The organism is Rhodococcus sp. A14 (genome assembly GCF_011603105.1).
Taxonomy (GTDB): domain Bacteria; phylum Actinomycetota; class Actinomycetes; order Mycobacteriales; family Mycobacteriaceae; genus Rhodococcus_F; species Rhodococcus_F opacus.
In genome coordinates this window covers 1-15,610 of record NZ_JAAOQS010000056.1, presented here as the reverse complement: position 1 = coordinate 15,610, position 15,610 = coordinate 1, and the positions used below count along the sequence as shown (strand labels likewise).

The 15,610-nt window shown below is 68.0% G+C and carries 16 protein-coding genes; 4 read left to right on the top strand and 12 right to left on the bottom strand.

Annotated elements, in window-relative coordinates; translation table 11 throughout:
- Positions 1-114: 114 nt before the first annotated feature.
- Entirely contained in the window at positions 115-1,260 is a 1,146-nt protein-coding gene (locus tag G9373_RS25905; protein ID WP_167117373.1) for an FUSC family protein, read from the top strand.
- 8 nt (positions 1,261-1,268) lie between these two features.
- Here G9373_RS25905 and G9373_RS25900 read toward each other — a convergent pair whose 3' ends face one another.
- Positions 1,269-1,664, bottom strand: coding sequence for a VOC family protein (locus G9373_RS25900; RefSeq protein WP_167117370.1), 396 nt, complete (start codon positions 1,662-1,664; stop codon positions 1,269-1,271).
- A gap of 39 nt (positions 1,665-1,703) precedes the next feature.
- On the opposite strand from G9373_RS25900, the gene G9373_RS25895 reads away from it, so the two are divergent.
- The gene (locus G9373_RS25895; RefSeq protein ID WP_167117367.1) at positions 1,704-2,540 is read left to right on the top strand and encodes a nucleotidyltransferase domain-containing protein; all 837 of its coding nucleotides are present in this window, start codon (positions 1,704-1,706) and stop codon (positions 2,538-2,540) included.
- 12 nt (positions 2,541-2,552) lie between these two features.
- Here the strand turns inward: G9373_RS25895 and G9373_RS25890 are convergent, their stop codons facing one another.
- The 7 genes from G9373_RS25890 to pdhA all read right to left on the bottom strand — a co-directional run bounded on the left by G9373_RS25890 (position 2,553) and on the right by pdhA (position 9,654).
- Complete coding sequence (locus G9373_RS25890; RefSeq protein ID WP_005561701.1) at positions 2,553-2,987, bottom strand: VOC family protein; 435 nt, start codon at positions 2,985-2,987, stop codon at positions 2,553-2,555.
- Between the two features lie 98 nt (positions 2,988-3,085).
- Positions 3,086-3,502 carry a TIGR03667 family PPOX class F420-dependent oxidoreductase gene (locus tag G9373_RS25885; RefSeq protein ID WP_167117364.1) on the bottom strand — a complete coding sequence of 139 codons (417 nt, stop codon included), beginning with the start codon at positions 3,500-3,502 and terminating at the stop codon, positions 3,086-3,088.
- 116 nt (positions 3,503-3,618) lie between these two features.
- Positions 3,619-4,761 carry an RNA-guided endonuclease TnpB family protein gene (locus G9373_RS25880; RefSeq protein ID WP_167117361.1) on the bottom strand — a complete coding sequence of 381 codons (1,143 nt, stop codon included), beginning with the start codon at positions 4,759-4,761 and terminating at the stop codon, positions 3,619-3,621.
- Between the two features lie 145 nt (positions 4,762-4,906).
- Entirely contained in the window at positions 4,907-6,280 is a 1,374-nt protein-coding gene (gene lpdA / locus G9373_RS25875; RefSeq protein WP_167117358.1) for a dihydrolipoyl dehydrogenase, read from the bottom strand.
- The gene (locus G9373_RS25870) at positions 6,280-7,512 is read right to left on the bottom strand and encodes a dihydrolipoamide acetyltransferase family protein (RefSeq protein WP_037203356.1); all 1,233 of its coding nucleotides are present in this window, start codon (positions 7,510-7,512) and stop codon (positions 6,280-6,282) included. Before G9373_RS25870 ends, lpdA begins: the two co-directional genes overlap by 1 nt.
- Positions 7,509-8,513 carry an alpha-ketoacid dehydrogenase subunit beta gene (locus G9373_RS25865; RefSeq protein ID WP_005254623.1) on the bottom strand — a complete coding sequence of 335 codons (1,005 nt, stop codon included), beginning with the start codon at positions 8,511-8,513 and terminating at the stop codon, positions 7,509-7,511. The genes G9373_RS25870 and G9373_RS25865 overlap by 4 nt, the downstream gene beginning before the upstream one ends.
- A gap of 4 nt (positions 8,514-8,517) precedes the next feature.
- Positions 8,518-9,654, bottom strand: coding sequence for a pyruvate dehydrogenase (acetyl-transferring) E1 component subunit alpha (pdhA, locus tag G9373_RS25860; protein ID WP_005254625.1), 1,137 nt, complete (start codon positions 9,652-9,654; stop codon positions 8,518-8,520).
- Positions 9,655-9,789: 135 nt separating this feature from the next.
- On the opposite strand from pdhA, the gene G9373_RS25855 reads away from it, so the two are divergent.
- Both G9373_RS25855 and G9373_RS25850 read left to right on the top strand, forming a co-directional pair.
- Entirely contained in the window at positions 9,790-10,266 is a 477-nt protein-coding gene (locus G9373_RS25855) for an Lrp/AsnC family transcriptional regulator (RefSeq protein WP_005570476.1), read from the top strand.
- Between the two features lie 21 nt (positions 10,267-10,287).
- Positions 10,288-10,956: an AIM24 family protein gene (locus G9373_RS25850; protein ID WP_005254630.1), complete on the top strand. Its 669-nt coding sequence runs from the start codon at positions 10,288-10,290 to the stop codon at positions 10,954-10,956.
- A gap of 30 nt (positions 10,957-10,986) precedes the next feature.
- On the opposite strand, the gene G9373_RS25845 is transcribed toward G9373_RS25850, so the two are convergent.
- The 4 genes from G9373_RS25845 to G9373_RS25830 all read right to left on the bottom strand — a co-directional run bounded on the left by G9373_RS25845 (position 10,987) and on the right by G9373_RS25830 (position 15,546).
- Positions 10,987-12,363 carry a PepSY domain-containing protein gene (locus G9373_RS25845; RefSeq protein WP_167117355.1) on the bottom strand — a complete coding sequence of 459 codons (1,377 nt, stop codon included), beginning with the start codon at positions 12,361-12,363 and terminating at the stop codon, positions 10,987-10,989.
- Positions 12,364-12,586: 223 nt separating this feature from the next.
- Positions 12,587-13,117, bottom strand: a complete 531-nt coding sequence (locus G9373_RS25840; RefSeq protein WP_172651946.1) for a hypothetical protein — start codon at positions 13,115-13,117, stop codon at positions 12,587-12,589.
- A 55-nt stretch (positions 13,118-13,172) separates the two neighbouring features.
- On the bottom strand, positions 13,173-14,186 hold the full coding sequence (locus G9373_RS25835; RefSeq protein ID WP_005570481.1) for a hemolysin family protein: 1,014 nt from the start codon (positions 14,184-14,186) through the stop codon (positions 13,173-13,175).
- Positions 14,179-15,546: a hemolysin family protein gene (locus G9373_RS25830; protein WP_005570483.1), complete on the bottom strand. Its 1,368-nt coding sequence runs from the start codon at positions 15,544-15,546 to the stop codon at positions 14,179-14,181. The genes G9373_RS25835 and G9373_RS25830 overlap by 8 nt, the downstream gene beginning before the upstream one ends.
- Positions 15,547-15,610 lie beyond the last annotated feature (64 nt).

Below are 15,610 nucleotides of genomic sequence, written 5' to 3'. Positions count from 1 at the left end.
TAAGAAATCCAGGACAAGCTTTGCGAAGGCTTGTCCACCGGCGGTCGTCGGTGTCGGCAGGCTCTACAGAATGTGCTCCTGCCCACGTGTGACCGTCCAGAAAGCTGTACCACTGTGCTCCAGCTCATCTCGATACTCGCCTTTCTCCGAAGGGTCGGCTCCACCGCTCTGCCGTCAGTGCACGCCGCGTTGCTTCGCTTCGCGGGGTACCTGGTGCCGATCGCGCAGACGGCGGTCACCGCGGGGGCGGCGTGGTGGGTGTCGGTCGAGGTGGCCGGACACGAGCAGCCGCTGCTGGCTCCCTTGGCGGCGGTAGTGTGCCTGAGCGTCGCGCGGGGTGCCCGCAGTCGTCGGGCCGGCGAGTTGATCGCGGGTGTCACCATCGGAACGATCGTCTCGGACGTCGTCGTGCGGTACATCGGCAACGGGCCGTGGCAGATCTGCCTCGTGGTGGCTGTGGCGATGTCTTTTGCGGTGCTCCTCGACGATGGTTCGGTGATCGTCCTGCAGGCAGGTTCGTCGGCGGCGTTGGTCGCGGCCATGGCATCCGCGACCGCCGCGCACCCGTTCGACCGTGTCGTGGACGCACTGATCGGGGGTGCGCTCAGCCTGGTGGCGCTGTCTGTGTTGCCCACCGACCCTGTGCGGCGGACGCGCCGGTGCGCCGCCGCTGTGCTGGACAGCGTGGCCGCAGCCCTCCGGCAGACGTCGAAGGGACTCGCCGCCGGCGACATCTCCGCGCTGGAGGATGCTCTCGCACTTGCCCGTTCGACGCAGTCGACCATCGACAGCATGCGCGTCGAACTCCGCTCCGGATCCGAGGTGGCCCGGATCTCACCGATTCACTGGCGGGGGCGACGCCGCATCGGCCGGCTGGCATCGATTGCCGACCCGATCGACAACGCCGCACGCAACACCCGGGTCCTGGTGCGGCGCGCCCTGATCGCCACCTACGACGGCGAACGAGTCGACCCGCAGTTGGCGGACGCCATCTCCGAGCTGGCGCACCTCGCCGACCGGATGCGGCTGATGATTCTCGCGACTCCCGCGAAGAAGCCCAACGAAATCCAGATCAGCGACGAACTCGAGCGATTCGCGCGCTCACTGCCGCAGCAGGAGATCTCGGCAGGGTTCTCCGCAGCGGTCGTCTCCGCGCAGGTCCGGTCCATCGTCATCGACTTCTTCGAAGTGTGCGGCATCCCCCGCGCCGTCTGCCGGCCGATGCTGCCCCGCCCCGCCCACTACGCGGGCGCCGCGTAGAGCAAGACTCAGGACATCTCGAGCCGGCACTGTTCCGGCGCGCGAGAGTTGTCGATGACGCAGAACCGGTTGCCCTCGGTGTCCTCCAGCACGACGAAGTCCGATTCCTCGGGGTACCGGTCCCACGGCACCCGCTGCGCGCCGAGACCGACGAGCCGTTCGATTTCCGCGGCCTGATCCGTGCTGTCGCGGGCGTGCAGGTCGAGGTGCAGTCGCGGTTCGGGTTCCGCGTCGTGTTCGCTCTGCTGGATCGCCAGCAGTGACCGGCCGTCGGGCTGCGTCAGGTTGGTGAAGCCGTTGTCGCCGACGGGCGGGAGCGCAGTCAATCCGAGTGCCTCGGTCCAGAACCTGGTTGCACGCCGAACGTCGCGTGCCCCGATCACGGTCGTTCCCAAGATGAGCATGAACCGAATTTATCCGCTGTGCCGGGCCGGGGGTGGACGATGTGGGGTGTGGATTTCGAGGACCTGGCATTGCGACCCCTTGCCGAACGCTTGTGCCGCGTCGACGGCGTCGTCGGCGTCACCCTCGGCGGCAGCCGCGCCCGAGGGACACACACGGCGGAATCCGACTACGACCTGGGCGTCTACTACCGCGGGGCCCTCGACACCGACGGGCTGAACGACCTCGCGCGGGAGTGGGCGGGTGCCGGGGCATCGGCGACCCGGACGGGTGAGTGGGGACCGTGGGTCGACGGTGGTGCGTGGCTGTCGATCGACGGCCGGGCGGTCGACTGGCTGTACCGCGACCTCGACCGGGTGACCGCTGTGTGGCAGGACACCCAGCAGGGTGTGTACGGGTTTCACGCACAGACCGGTCACCCGTACGGGTTTGCTGACTTCGCCTACGCGGGCGAACTCGCGTCGGCGGTGATCCTCGCCGATCCGTCCGGACGCATCGCTGCGCTCCACGCCGACATGCAGCACTACCCGGACCCCCTGCGTGAAGCCCTGGTGCGGCGACTGTGGGAGGCGGACTTCGTCACCATGCTGGCCCGCAAGGCGATCCCGCGTGCCGATGCGACGTATGTGGCGGGTTGCCTGTTTCGCACGGTGTGCCTGTGCGCGCACGCCCTCCACGCGCATGCCCGGCGCTGGGTGATCAACGAGAAGGGGGCTGTGGCCGCCGCCGGTGCCCTGCCGAACGCACCCACCGACTTCACCGCTCGCGCTCACGCCGTCCTCGGCCGGCTCGGAACGACGCCCGACGAACTGACCGCCGCCCTCACCCTGGCCGAACAACTCGTCGACGACACCCGGAACGCCTGTCCCCTGACGTGAGCGTGCGAACCCTCAACCGTTCTCCCCGAACCGCCCGCGGGCCTCGACCGGAATCAGCGGCTTCTCCGCCCGCGCCTTGATCTGCTGGACCGCCCACGTATTGCCGTCGGGATCGGCGAATCCGAAGAAAGTTCCCCCGTCACGCTCGTCGAACACGGTGATCTCGCTGACCTCGACACCTCGATCGAGCAACTCCTGGCGGGCCGCGGCGGCGTCCGCGACCACCAACTGCAGTCCCCTCATCGATCCCGGTGCCATCTCCGACTGAGACGGGAGATCGCCGATCACGATCGAGCAGCCCGAACCGGTGGGGGTCAGCTGAACGACGTGCATGTGCTCGTTGGCGGTGTCGTGGTCGAGATGGAAGCCGAGCTTGTCGCGGTAGAACGCGACGGAACGATCGATGTCGCTGACGGGCAGCACGACCACTTCGAGTGTCCAGTCCATGATGCGAGTTCCTCCGTATCGGTGGGGAGCGAATTGCTCCGCATCAGATGGTGGCGCATCGGGGACGTCGTTGCCGTCGTTCTGCCCAGAACTCGGGGTTACCAGCCGCGCAACCGGTCCGGGGTGACGCGGACGAGCGTCGAGTAGTCCTGTCGGAACTTCTCGGGCGTGTAGTCCAGACCGGCCATGTGCTCGCGGTACTTCTCGCCGTAGGTCTCCCACTCCTCCGGCGACGGACCGTCCGCGTCGACGTGGGCCTTCCCGGTGAACACCGACACGTCACCACCCGTGGGGCTGCTGTTGAAATTCAGCGCGACCTGCGGATTCCTGCCGATGTTCGCCAGCTTGGCGGCAGCCGGTCGACTGAAAATCAGGAACTCGGTGCCCGACCAGCTGAACCACACCGGGGTCGGAACCGGCGTGTCCTTGCGACCGATGGTCGTCAGCCACACGATGGCTTCGTGGCCCAGCCGGTCGGCAACGGATTCGGTGATCGCGGACGCTGAAAGAGTCATTGCGTTCTGCTGTGTCGTTTCCGATGTTGACTTCCTCTCGGCCGTGAACGACCGAGAATCCCCTCGGGACTCGCGTCTCGAGGTTCCTGTTTCACCGACAGTCGCCTCCCCGCACGTTATGTGCGGGGCGGTCTCACACCGTCTCCGCAGGCTGCCACCGTCAGTCCGACGGCCAAAATGTTCCTTGCCGCGTTCACATCCCGATCGTGAACGGCGCCGCATCGGCACGTCCACTCCCGCACGGTCAGCGGCATCGTCGAGGCGATTGCCCCGCACACCGAGCAGGTCTTCGACGACGGATAGAACCGGTCGATCACCACCACCCGCCGCCCGCACCAGTCGGCCTTGTACTCGAGCATCGACCGGAACTCGGACCAACCCGCATCCGAGATCGCCCGAGACAACGACCGATTCTTCACCATGTTCCGCACACTCAGATCCTCGATGGCGATCACTTGATTTTCGCGCACCAGCCGAGTGGAGAGTTTGTGCAAATAGTCGCGGCGCCGATCGGCGATCCGACCATGAATCTTCGCGACCTTCAGTCGGGCCTTGGCCCGGTTCCGGGATCCCTTCTGCTTCTTGGCCAGCACCCGCTGCGCCTTCGCCAGCCGCTCACGGTCCGTGCGCTCGTGTCGCGGGTTGGTGATCTTCTCCCCCGTCGAGAGCGTGTAGAGGCTGGTGATCCCGGCGTCGAGCCCGACCACCCGACCGGTCGACGGGGGCTCGGTGATCGTGTCCTCGACGAGGATCGAGATGTGGTATTGACCTCGTGTATTACGCGACACCGTCACCTGCGACGGCGTGGCCCCCTCCGGTAGCGGCCTCGACCACCGGATATCCAGGGGTTCGGACTGCTTGGCCAACCGGATCTGCCGGCCGCGGTAGGTGAAGCAGTTCGAATAGTAGGTCGCCGAATCCTTCGACTGGCCCTTCCTCTTGAACTTCGGGTAGCCGGCCTGCTTGCGCCAGAACCTGTCGAACGCACCCTGCAACGGCCGCAGCGCCTCCTGCAACGGCCCCTTCGACGGCTCCGACAACCACTCCGTCTCGGCATCCCGCTTCCATCCGGTGAGCATCTTCGAGGTATCCGCATAGGTCACCCGACGCCGCTCCTGCGACCAGGCACGCGTCCGCTCCGCCAACGCCCGGTTGTAGACATACCGGGTGCACCCGAACGTCCGAGCAAGCTGTTCCGCCTGCACCGCAGTCGGATAGAAACGGTACTTGAACGCCCGCCTCACCACCCTCCCCGCCATAACCCAGACACTAGCCACACAGTCCGACAAAACCAGATCGGCTCACCCGGACCTGAAGGACCGGATTTGCGCCGAAAGACTCACGGATCAACCGGTATCAACCGCGGACCGGTGCGCGATCTTCCCCGACGCGGATCGAATGCGTTCAGCCGTGCGCGTGCAGCGGCTTCCCCGACAACGCCAGCATCGCTTCGCCCAGCGCTTCGTTCTGGGTGGGGTGCGCGTGGACGAACGGCGCGACGTCGGTGGGCAGGGCTTCCCAGGCGACCGTCAGTTGGGCCTCACCGATCAGCTCGCCGACGCGGTCGCCGACCATGTGCACACCGACCACCGGTCCGGTGTCGCCGGCTCGGACGACCTTGATCCCACCCGACGTCTTCAGAATCTGGCTCTTGCCGTTGCCCGCGAGGTCGTATACGACGGACGTGACGTCGCCGTACCGTTCGCGGGCGGCGTCCTCGGTGAGGCCGACGGACGCGACCTCGGGGTGCGAGTACGTCACCCGCGGAACGAGATGCTCGGCCACGGGAACGGGATCGAGGCCGGCGATCTCCTCCGCCACGAATACCCCGTGTTGGAATCCGCGGTGCGCCAGTTGAAGTCCCGCCACGATGTCGCCGACGGCGTACACACCGTCGACGTGGGTGCGCAGCCGCTCGTCGGTGACGACGAACCCGCGGTCCAGTGTGATTCCGTGTTCCGCGAATCCACTGTCGCCGGTGCGCGGTCCGCGTCCTACCGCCACCAGCAGGATCTCCGCCTCGAGGGTCTCGCCGCCGTCGAGTTCCACGAGAACGCCGTCCGCGGTTTCCTTTGCCGCGGCGACCGTCACGCCCGTGAGGGCGGCGATACCGCGCTTGCGGAACGCGCGTTCGAGTTGCTTCGAGCACCACGGATCCTCCGCCGCGACCAGGCGGGGGAGCGCTTCGACGACAGTCACCTCCGCGCCGAACAATGCCCAGACGCTGGCGAATTCGACGCCGATCACGCCACCGCCGAGAACGATGGCCCTCTTCGGGACGAACCCGAGATTCAATGCGTCGTCACTGGTGACGATGCGCTCGCCGAGCTCGATGGACGGCACCGCCCGGGCATAGGAGCCGGTCGCGAGCACCACGGACGTCCCGGTGTAGCGGGAACCGTCCACCTCGATTGTCCTGTCTCCGACGTACTTTCCGTGCCCGTTCACGACGCTGATCTTGTGCTGGGCGACCAGGCCCTGCAGTCCCCTGTGCAACCGGTCGATCGTGCCGTTCTTGTACTGGTGCACCGCCTCGATGTCGATGCCGTCGAACGTCGTTCGCACGCCGAACGCGGCACCGGTCCGCGCGGTGTCGGCGACCTCGGCGGAATGAAGCAGCGCCTTGGTCGGGATACAGCCCCGGTGCAGGCAGGTTCCGCCGATCTTGTCCGCCTCGATCAGCGTGACCGACAGGCCGAGCTGCGCGGCCCGGAAGGCGCAGGCGTAGCCGCCGGAACCGCCACCGAGGATCAGGACGTCACTGTGTGTGTCGGCCATCAGAGCCTCCCCAGCACGGTGATCGGGTTCTCGAGGTAGTCGGCGAACAATCTGAGGAACCCGCCCGCGACACCGCCGTCGCACACGCGGTGATCGAAGCTCAACGACACCTGCGTGACCTTCCGAACGGCCAACTGCCCGTACACGACCCACGGTTTGTCGACGATGCGGCCGACACCGAGGATCGCGGCCTCGGGATGGTTGATGATCGGGGTCGAACCGTCCACACCGAAGACGCCGTAGTTGTTGAGGGTGAACGTGCCACCCGTCAGCCGCGCAGGCGGGAGCGTCCCCTCACGGGCCAGCTCCGTCGTGTCCCGCAGCTGCCGGGCGAGTTCGACGGTGGTGAGCGAGTCGGCCTTCTCGATCACGGGGACGACCAGGCCTCGCGGTGTTTGCGCCGCGATGCCGAGGTGGACGTGACCGTATCGGACGATCTCGTTGCGTTCGGTGTCGACGGTCGAGTTCAGTTCCGGGTACTGCGTCAGCGCCGCGAGGGCCAGACGCGCGAGCAGGGCCATCAGGCTCACGCCGGCGTCGGCGTCGAGGGCGGCATTGATTGCCCGGCGGGCGGCGAGGAGATCGGTGGCGTCCACATCCACCCAGGTTGTCGCGTCCGGAATTTCACGGCGGCTCGTCGAGAGCTTGTCGGCGACTGCTTTCCGCAGGCCCTTGATCGGAATCCGCTGTTCGTCGGCCGTCTCGGGTGGCGCGGCGAGTGCCTTCTCGACGTCGGCGCGGTTGATCACACCGCCGGGACCGCTCCCGGGCAGCCGCGACAGGTCGAGGCCGTTCTTCCGGGCGAGGTTGCGAACGACCGGCGAGATGACCCGTGGCGCAACACCGGCGCGGTTCGGTTCCGGCCGTGTGAGCTCGCGTGTCACGCCGACGCGCCGGCGTCGCCGGCGCGTGTCCTCGCTGGTGCCATACCCGATCAGGACGTTGCCCGAGCCGGCTCGTTCTTCTTCGCGATGCTGCTCGTGTGCGGCGGGTGTTCCACTGACGGTGATCAGCGGGGTGCCCACCTGCAGCGTCGAGCCTTCGTCGCCGTGCAGGGAGATTACCGTGCCCTCGAAGGGAATCGGCACCTCGACCGCGGCTTTCGCGGTTTCGACCTCGACGACCACCTGGTCGACGGTGACGGTGTCGCCGACCCGGACTTTCCATTCGGCGATGTCGGCCTCGGTGAGTCCTTCGCCGAGGTCGGGAAGTAGGAAGACCTGGTTGCTCATGCGGTCACCGCCCAGCGGGTGTCGGCGGAGCCGTTCCACTGCAGCCGGTCGACGCTGTCGAGGACGCGGTCGACGCTCGGCAGGTGGAGGCGTTCGAGTTTCGGTGCCGGGTAGGGGATGTCGAATCCGCTAACCCGCAGCACCGGCGCGTGCAGGTGATGGAAGCAGCGTTCCTGGACGCGGGCGGCGATCTCGGCGCCGACGCCGGCGAATCCCTGCGCCTCCTGAATGATGATGCAGCGACCGGTCTTCCGAACCGATGCCATGACGGTCTCGTCGTCGAACGGCACGATCGACCGCAGGTCGATCACCTCGATGTCGTGACCCTCCGCTGCGGCTGCCTCGGCGGATTCGAGCGCGACGGTCACCGACGGTCCGTACGCGACGATGGTCGCGTCCCGGCCGGGACGCCGGACGGCGGCCTGCCCGATCGGCGCGCCGACCGCGAGGTCGACGTCGGCGCGGGAGAAGTACAGGCGTTTCGGTTCGAGGAAGATCACCGGGTCGGGGTCGTCGATCGCCTCGCGCAGCAGGGTGTAGGCGTCCTCGACGGTGGACGGGGCCACGACCTTCAGTCCGGGGGTGTGGGCGTAGTAGCCCTCGCTGGAATCGCAGTGGTGCTCGACCCCGCCGATGCCGCCGGCGAACGGGATTCGGATGACGATCGGCACGGACAGCGCGCCCTTGGTGCGGTTCCGGATCTTCGCGACGTGGGAGACGATCTGCTCGAACGCCGGGTAGGCGAACGCGTCGAACTGCATTTCGACGACCGGTTTGAACCCGGACATCGCCATGCCGATCGCGAAGCCGATGATGCCGGATTCGGCGAGCGGAGTGTCGAAGCACCGGTCGTCGCCGAAGTCGCGGGTCAGGCCGTCGGTGACGCGGAAGACGCCGCCGAGGGCGCCGACGTCCTCGCCGAAGACGACGACGTTCTCGTCGGCGGTGAGGGCGTCGCGCAGTGCGGTGTTCAGGGCCTGGGCCATGGTGAGCACGGGCATGGTGTCAGTTCTCCTCGGATTCGGCGGCCAGTTCGGCTTCCGCCTGCGCTTGCTGCTCTCGAAGTTGCGGGGTCTGCTCGGCGAAGACGTACCGGAACAGGTCCATCGGGTCGGTGGGCCGGTCGACGTTCATGCCGGCACGCAGCGCGGATGCGGCGGCCTCGGCGTCCGCGGTGAGGGCCTCCGACGATGCGTCGTCGAGCAGTCCCTTCCCGCGCAGGTACTTCTCCAGCCGGGCCAGCGGGTCGCGGCCGAGCCACTGTTCCACCTCGGACGAGTCGCGGTAGCGGGTGGCGTCGTCGGCGTTGGTGTGCGCGTCGATCCGGTAGGTGTGAGCTTCGACGATGACCGGACCGTTGCCGGCCCGGACGAAGTTCGCGGCCTCGTCCATCACGGCGAGCGTGGCGACCGGGTCGTTGCCGTCCACCTGCTCGGAGCCGATTCCGTAGCCGACTCCCTTGTGCGCCAATGTGGGCGCCGCGCTCTGCCGGGCGAGCGGCACGCTGATCGCGAATCCATTGTTCTGTACCAGAAACACCACCGGGGCCTTGAACACGGCGGCGAAGTTGAGGGCCTCGTGGAAGTCGCCCTCACTGGTCGCGCCGTCACCGCAGAACGCCAGGGCGATCGTGTCGTTTCCCTTGCGGTGTTCGCCGTAGGCCACACCGGTCGCGTGCAACAACTGGGTGGCCAGCGGGGTGCACTGCGGGGCGCTGCGGTGGGCGGCGGGGTCGTAGCCGCAGTGCCAGTCGCCGGCGAGCATGCTGAGGATCTCGACCGGATCGATGCCGCGGGCGGCGAGCGCCACCGAGTCGCGGTAGGTGGGGAACATCCAGTCGCCGGGTTGCAAGCTCATCGCCGCCGCGATCTGGCAGGCCTCCTGACCACGCGACGACGGGTACACAGCCAGCCGGCCCTGCTTGGTCAGCGCCGTCGCCTGCTGATCGAAACGCCTGCCCAGCACCATGTTCCGGTACATCTCGACCAGACGGTCGTCGCTCGGTCTCGGATACCGGGCCTCGCTCTCGGTCAGCTCGCCGGCCGCGTCCAGATACTGCACCGCGCACTCGGCGGGAAGGAACTTCCGATACGGCGTCGCCAGGGGCGGCTCTACGAGCGTCACGTCTACCTCCAGATGCATTGTGTTCGTCAATGCTCGCAACTGAACGACCTATCGACAACGACAAGGCGGAATCAGAGACAAACGGTCTAGAATCGGCTCATCGGGAGCAGAATGTCTCACCGGAGTGTGAGCGACCACAGCAGGGATGGACAGATGGCCGGCGGCACAGCGGACACGTACGACCTCGACGCCATCGACCGGCGCATCATCAAGGAACTCGTCGCCGACAGCCGCATCTCGATGCGGGCGCTGGCGGAGAAGGCGCACATCTCCCGCGCGCACGCCTACGTCCGCATCGAGCGGTTGCAGGAGGCGGGGATCATCGAAGGCTTCACCACCCGGATTTCGCACTCCAAGGCGGGACTCGGCTCGTCTGCGTTCATCGCCCTCTCGATTCGGCAGGATTCGTGGCGGGGGATCTCCACCCAGCTCCGAACACTGCCCTTCGTCGAGCACTTCTCGCTGCTGGGCGGCGATTTCGACGTTCTCGTCCTGGTGCGCGCACCGGACAACAGCGCACTGCGTCATGTCGTCCTCGAACGGTTGCAGAGCCTCGAGGGGGTGCAGTCGACCAAGACGTGGCTGATCTTCGAGGAAGCCAACGGGCCCGGACCAGAATGGGTTCGTTGACGGGACGGATAGGATTCCGTCATGCGCAGCGACCTGATGAAAAACGCGGAACGCAGTGGTGACCCGGGCACCTTCGTGCTACAGAATCCCCGAATGCTCAAGGTGGACTTGGCCGGAACCAGCGGTCACTTCTTTGCCCGGCAGGGATCGATGGTCGCCTACCAGGGGGACGTCGACTTCGCCTACCAGGGCAGCGGAGGTGTCGGGAAGTTCTTCAAGAAGGCATTCACCGGCGAGGGCATGTCGCTGATGAAGGTGTCCGGCAGCGGCGACGTGTTCCTCGCCCGCGACGCCGACGAAATCTTCCTGCTCGAACTCGAGGACGAGTCGGTGACCGTCAGCGGTTCCAACGTCCTCGCGTTCGACAGCTCCCTGAACTGGGACATCAACCGCGTCGAGGGGGCGTCGATGCTCAGCGGCGGACTGTTCAACACCACGTTCACCGGCCGCGGTGTCCTCGCCGTCACCATCTACGGCACTCCCGTCGTCCTGAACGTGGACACCCCCACCTACGTCGACATGCAGAGCGCGGTGCTGTGGTCGACAGGCCTGCACTCGACGATCCGCAAGACCGCGAAGATGGGCGCCGCGATCGGCCGCGGTTCCGGTGAGGCATATCAGCTGTGCCTCACCGGAAACGGCATCGTCGTCGTCCAGGCCTCGGAGGGGCACCCGGTTCCCAAGCCGTAACCACCGCGGCCGCACGGGTGCCCCGGTCGATCACCCTGCCCGGGTGCGGGCGAGGGCGCCGACCGCGACGTCGACGAGCAGGAACGCGAGGAGGCTGACGCCGAGCAGCGGCGGCCTGCCGACCGCCCGGGTGGTGCCGCGGGTGGGCCGGCGCCGCCACCACAGGAGGTAGCCGCGGACGATCACGGCCAGCAAGGCCACCGCGAGGGCGGCCAGGACCAGCTGGTTGAGCAGGCCGAACAGCAACCCCATGTGCAGGGCGATGCCCCAGGACGTCAGCTTCGCGGCGAGCGGCCAGTCACCGAATCGCGACACGTCCGTCACCGCGCCCGTGGCCCCGTCGACCGCGATCGAATCGGTCGAGAACTGCCACGGTCCGCGGGTCTGCGTGACGGTGAACGCGGTGCCCGCGTCGGCGGGAACGGTCGCCTCGACAGCGCCGGTGACACCGCCCCGCCGGGCCACGTCGAGGACGGTGTCGAGTGCGCCCACGTTGCGGTCGAGGATTCCCGTATCCGACGCGGGGGTGTGCCCGGCGCCGTGCCCGTCGTGACCGCCCGATGCGGCGGCGCCGGCGGCGGGCGCCGAGTCCAGTTTCTTGTCGATCTCGGGAGTGGTCCAGCTCAGGGCGGTACGGAGTTCGCCGACGTTCTCGCCCGCGTACCGCGACCACGTCAGACCCGTGACCGAGAGGAACACCAGACCGACCGCGATCCAGATGCCGACCACCCCGTGCCAGCTGAGGGTGCGGTTGCGTCCGCGGCTCGACCGGTCGAGCGTCCACAGCCTGGCGGCGTCCGCGTTGCGGGCGCGGGTGGTGCGGTAGCGCTGCACCCACAGGTACACGCCACCGAGCGCGATGACCCACAGCCACGACGCGGCGAGCTCGCTGTAGATGCGGCCGGGCTCGCCGAGGTGCAGGTGCCGGTGCAACTGCGAAATCCAGGTCCGCATCGGCAACGCCCCACTACTGCCGTAGACGACGAGCTCACCCACCGACTCCGCGGTGACGGGATCGACGAAGACCGCGCGGCGCTCGGACTCTCCGAGCCCGGGATCGGTGAACATCACCTGCGTCGTGTCACCCGGTTCGGTCGCCGGGCGCACGGCGGCGACGGTGAGGTCCGGGCGAACCTGCTGCGCGGCCCGCACCTGTTCGGACATCGGCAGGTCCGGGCCGGTCGAGTCGACGTGCAGGTAGTCGCGGTAGACCAGCTGCTCGACCGACGGCGCGAGAGCGTAGAGGCCACCGCTGACCGCGGCGATCACCAGGAACGGGGCCACCAGGATCCCCGCATAGAAGTGCAGGCGCAGGATCAGTGGCCGGAAACTGCGCGGCGGCGAGGAGACCTTCGACGCCGGGGAGGACGCGACCGGTGTGTCGCGTTCGAGTTCGGGGATGGACATGACGATCTCGCTTCGAATCGGGTGAGACGGGCACCCGGCGCCGTCGAGGTCGCGCACAACAGGGTGCGCTGGGCAACTCGAGGTGACACGTCAGGGATGCGCCGACTCAGGAAGGAATCGGCACCGGGACTCGCGTGGGAGTCTGCTGGTGCCGTGTGAGGACACGCCGGACCGACGACCACACGTCGTGCGTGTGCCGGGAAGGCGGTGAGAAAGGATTCGACTAGACGAGAGCGGGTGGTCCGCGGGTGCCGGCGCCCGCGGCGACCAGCAGCCACAACGACAGCTTCGCGCGGTAGACCGGGGTCGCCGTCCAGGTGCCGGTATCGACCTGCAGCGGGGCCAGGACTGCGAGAACGATCCGCGACAACGCCGCCAATGCCCGCAGGCAGGCGCGTTCGGCCGACCGGACCAGCACCGCGGCCACTGCGATCGCGGCGAGGTGCGCGGCGATCATCGGGGTGGAAAGCCCCAGACCATGGGCATGATCGGCGGCCAAGGCCAGTGTGGTGTGGCCGATCAACTGGCCCGCAGCGAGCACCGACAGCACGAACAACCATTCACGGCGGGGCACCCGGACGGCGGCGACCGACGCCCCGACTGCGGCGCACGCCGCGAGAAGCAGCACTACCGAACCATCGCTCGGGGGCATTCCGCCTCCGGCGATGCCGTGCGCGGCGATGCTGACCGCGCCGGACAGTGAACCCACGACGGAGCCGCGCACCCGCGCGACCACATCCAACCGTGAATTCACCCCGCGAGGGTACCGCTTCCGCGATGCCCACCCCGGCCGCGGTGTGCGAAACGGGTCAGGCGGAAGCCCCGGCCGCCGGGCGCAGTCGCCCGAGGACGTCCGTCAAGGTGACGACACCGGTCAGCTCGCCGTTGTCGGTGACGATCGCAAGGTGGCTGCGGGTCTCGCGCATGGTGCGCAGTGCCTCGTACACGGCAGCGTCCGCGTCGAGGGCCAGCACCGGGCGCATGAGGTCGGCGGCCGTGACTGTGGCGCCGGCCTGCAGGCTGTCCCGGGCGTGCACCACCCCCTTGATCCCGTCCTCGTCGCGTACGAGCAGTCGGAGGTGGCCGCTCCGATCCGCGGCCGCCCTGATCGCCGCCGCGGTGGCGTCCGGGGCGACACTGCTCGGGGCGGTGTTCGGCCGCACCATGTCTCGCACGGCGAGCGATTGGAGTTCCAGGGCGCTGGTCAATTGGCCGTGGTATCGCTCGTCGAGCGTGCCGACGGTCGCCGAGTGCTCGACGAGGTGACGCAGCGCGTCGGGATCCTGGCCGGCACCCACCTGGTCGACCGGTTCCACGCCGAACCTTCGCAGACACCGGTTCGCCATCCGGTTCAGCACCAGCAGCAGCGGGCGGGTGGCCCACATGAATCCGCGCATCGGGATCGCCAGCAGTGTCGCCGATTTCTCCGGGTGCGCGATCGCCCACGACTTGGGTGCCATCTCACCGACGACGAGATGCAGGAACGTGACGACGATGAGGGCGAGGATGAATCCGAGCACGTCCGCCAGCCACAGCGGAGCGCCCCAACCTGCGAAGGTCGGGGTGAGCCAGTGATGCACGGCCGGCTTCGTGACGGCGCCGAGCGCGAGGGTGCAGACGGTGATGCCCAGCTGGGATCCGGCCAGCAGCACGGACAGCTCGGATGCGCTGCGCAGAGCCGCGCGGGCAGCCCTGCTGGTGGGGGCGGCGTCCTCGAGCCGGTGGCGGCGGGCAGCGATCAAAGCGAATTCGATCGCCACGAAGAACGCGCTGGCCGCGATCAACCCGACGGTGACGAGCACGATGACCCACGGATTATTCATCGGTCGCGTCACTCTCCAGGATGCGGAGCCTCACGAACAGCGAGGACGGGACGTGCTTGTCGACTGCCCGCACCTCGGCATCGAGGGTGCGAACGGGTGGGTCGGCGTCGTTGATCAGGTCGGCCGGATCCGGGTTCAATCGGATCGCGACGGCGTCACCGACGACGGGGAGCCCGCCGAACTCGGCGATGACGGCACCCGCGAGCGTCTCGAAGTCGCCGGGCGGCAGGTCGTGTCCGAGGATGCGCTCCACCTCGTCGATGTGCAGATCGCCGGGCATCGTCCAGCCTTCGGATTCTGACCCCGTCACCGACGCGTCGCCGTCGGGATCGTGTTCGTCGGCGATCTCACCGACGAGTTCCTCCGCGAGGTCCTCGATCGTGATGACGCCGGCGAACCCGCCGTACTCGTCGACGACGAGCGCCATTTCGTCCCGGGCGGCCGTCAGCTGTTCCAGCACGTCGGGCAGCGGCAGCGACGTCGGCACGACGACGGCCGAACGGGCCCGGGACGCGGCCGGACCGTCGGCCTGCTCGCCGAGCAGGTCGTGGAGGTGGATGACGCCGCGCAGATCGTCGGAGGAACTCCCGACCACGGGGTAGCGGGTGTGGCCCGCGCCCATCTTCTCGAGAACACTGCTCAGGGAATCGTGGGCCCGGACGGTATCGACGTGGGCGCGGGGAATCATCGCGTGCCCGGCGGTGCGGGTGGGAAAGTCGAGGATCCGGTCGAGCAGGGTCGACAGTTCCCGCGGCAGCTCACCGGCGTCGCGGGATTCGGCGACGATGTGTTCGAGGTCCCGCACGGTGGCCGAGTGTTCGACGTCGTGGACCGGCTCGATCCGCAGCGCGCGCAGCAGCAGGTTCGACGACTGGTCGAACAGCCAGATCAACCAGCCGAAGAGTTTCAGGTAGATCGTGGTCGACAGCGCGAGCCAACGCGCCACCGGTTCGGGCCGGGCGATCGCCAGGTTCTTCGGGAAGAGCTCACCGAAGAGCATCTGGACGAAGGTGGAGAACAGGACGGCGAGGACGGCGCCGACGCCGATCCCGACCGCGGTGGGGATGCCGACACCGCCGAGGAGCTCACCGAGGCCGCGTCCGATCAGGGGTTCGGCGACATAACCGACGAGCAGGCCGGTGACGGTGATGCCCAGCTGGGCGCCGGAGAGCATGAACGAGGTGCGGCGAGTGACGCCGAGGGCGCGGGCGGCGCCCGCGTCTCCCGCCTCGGCCCGGGCTTTGAGCCGCGAGCGGTCGACCGACATGTACGCGAATTCCTGGGCGACGAAGTAGCCGGTCAGGGCGGTGATCAGTAATACGACGACGACGCCGAAGCCGATGCTCAGGACGGTCACCATGTGTTCACCCCCGCGGTGCGTCCGGGACTGCGGTGATCACTCTGGGGCGGGCTGGGTCTTCGGG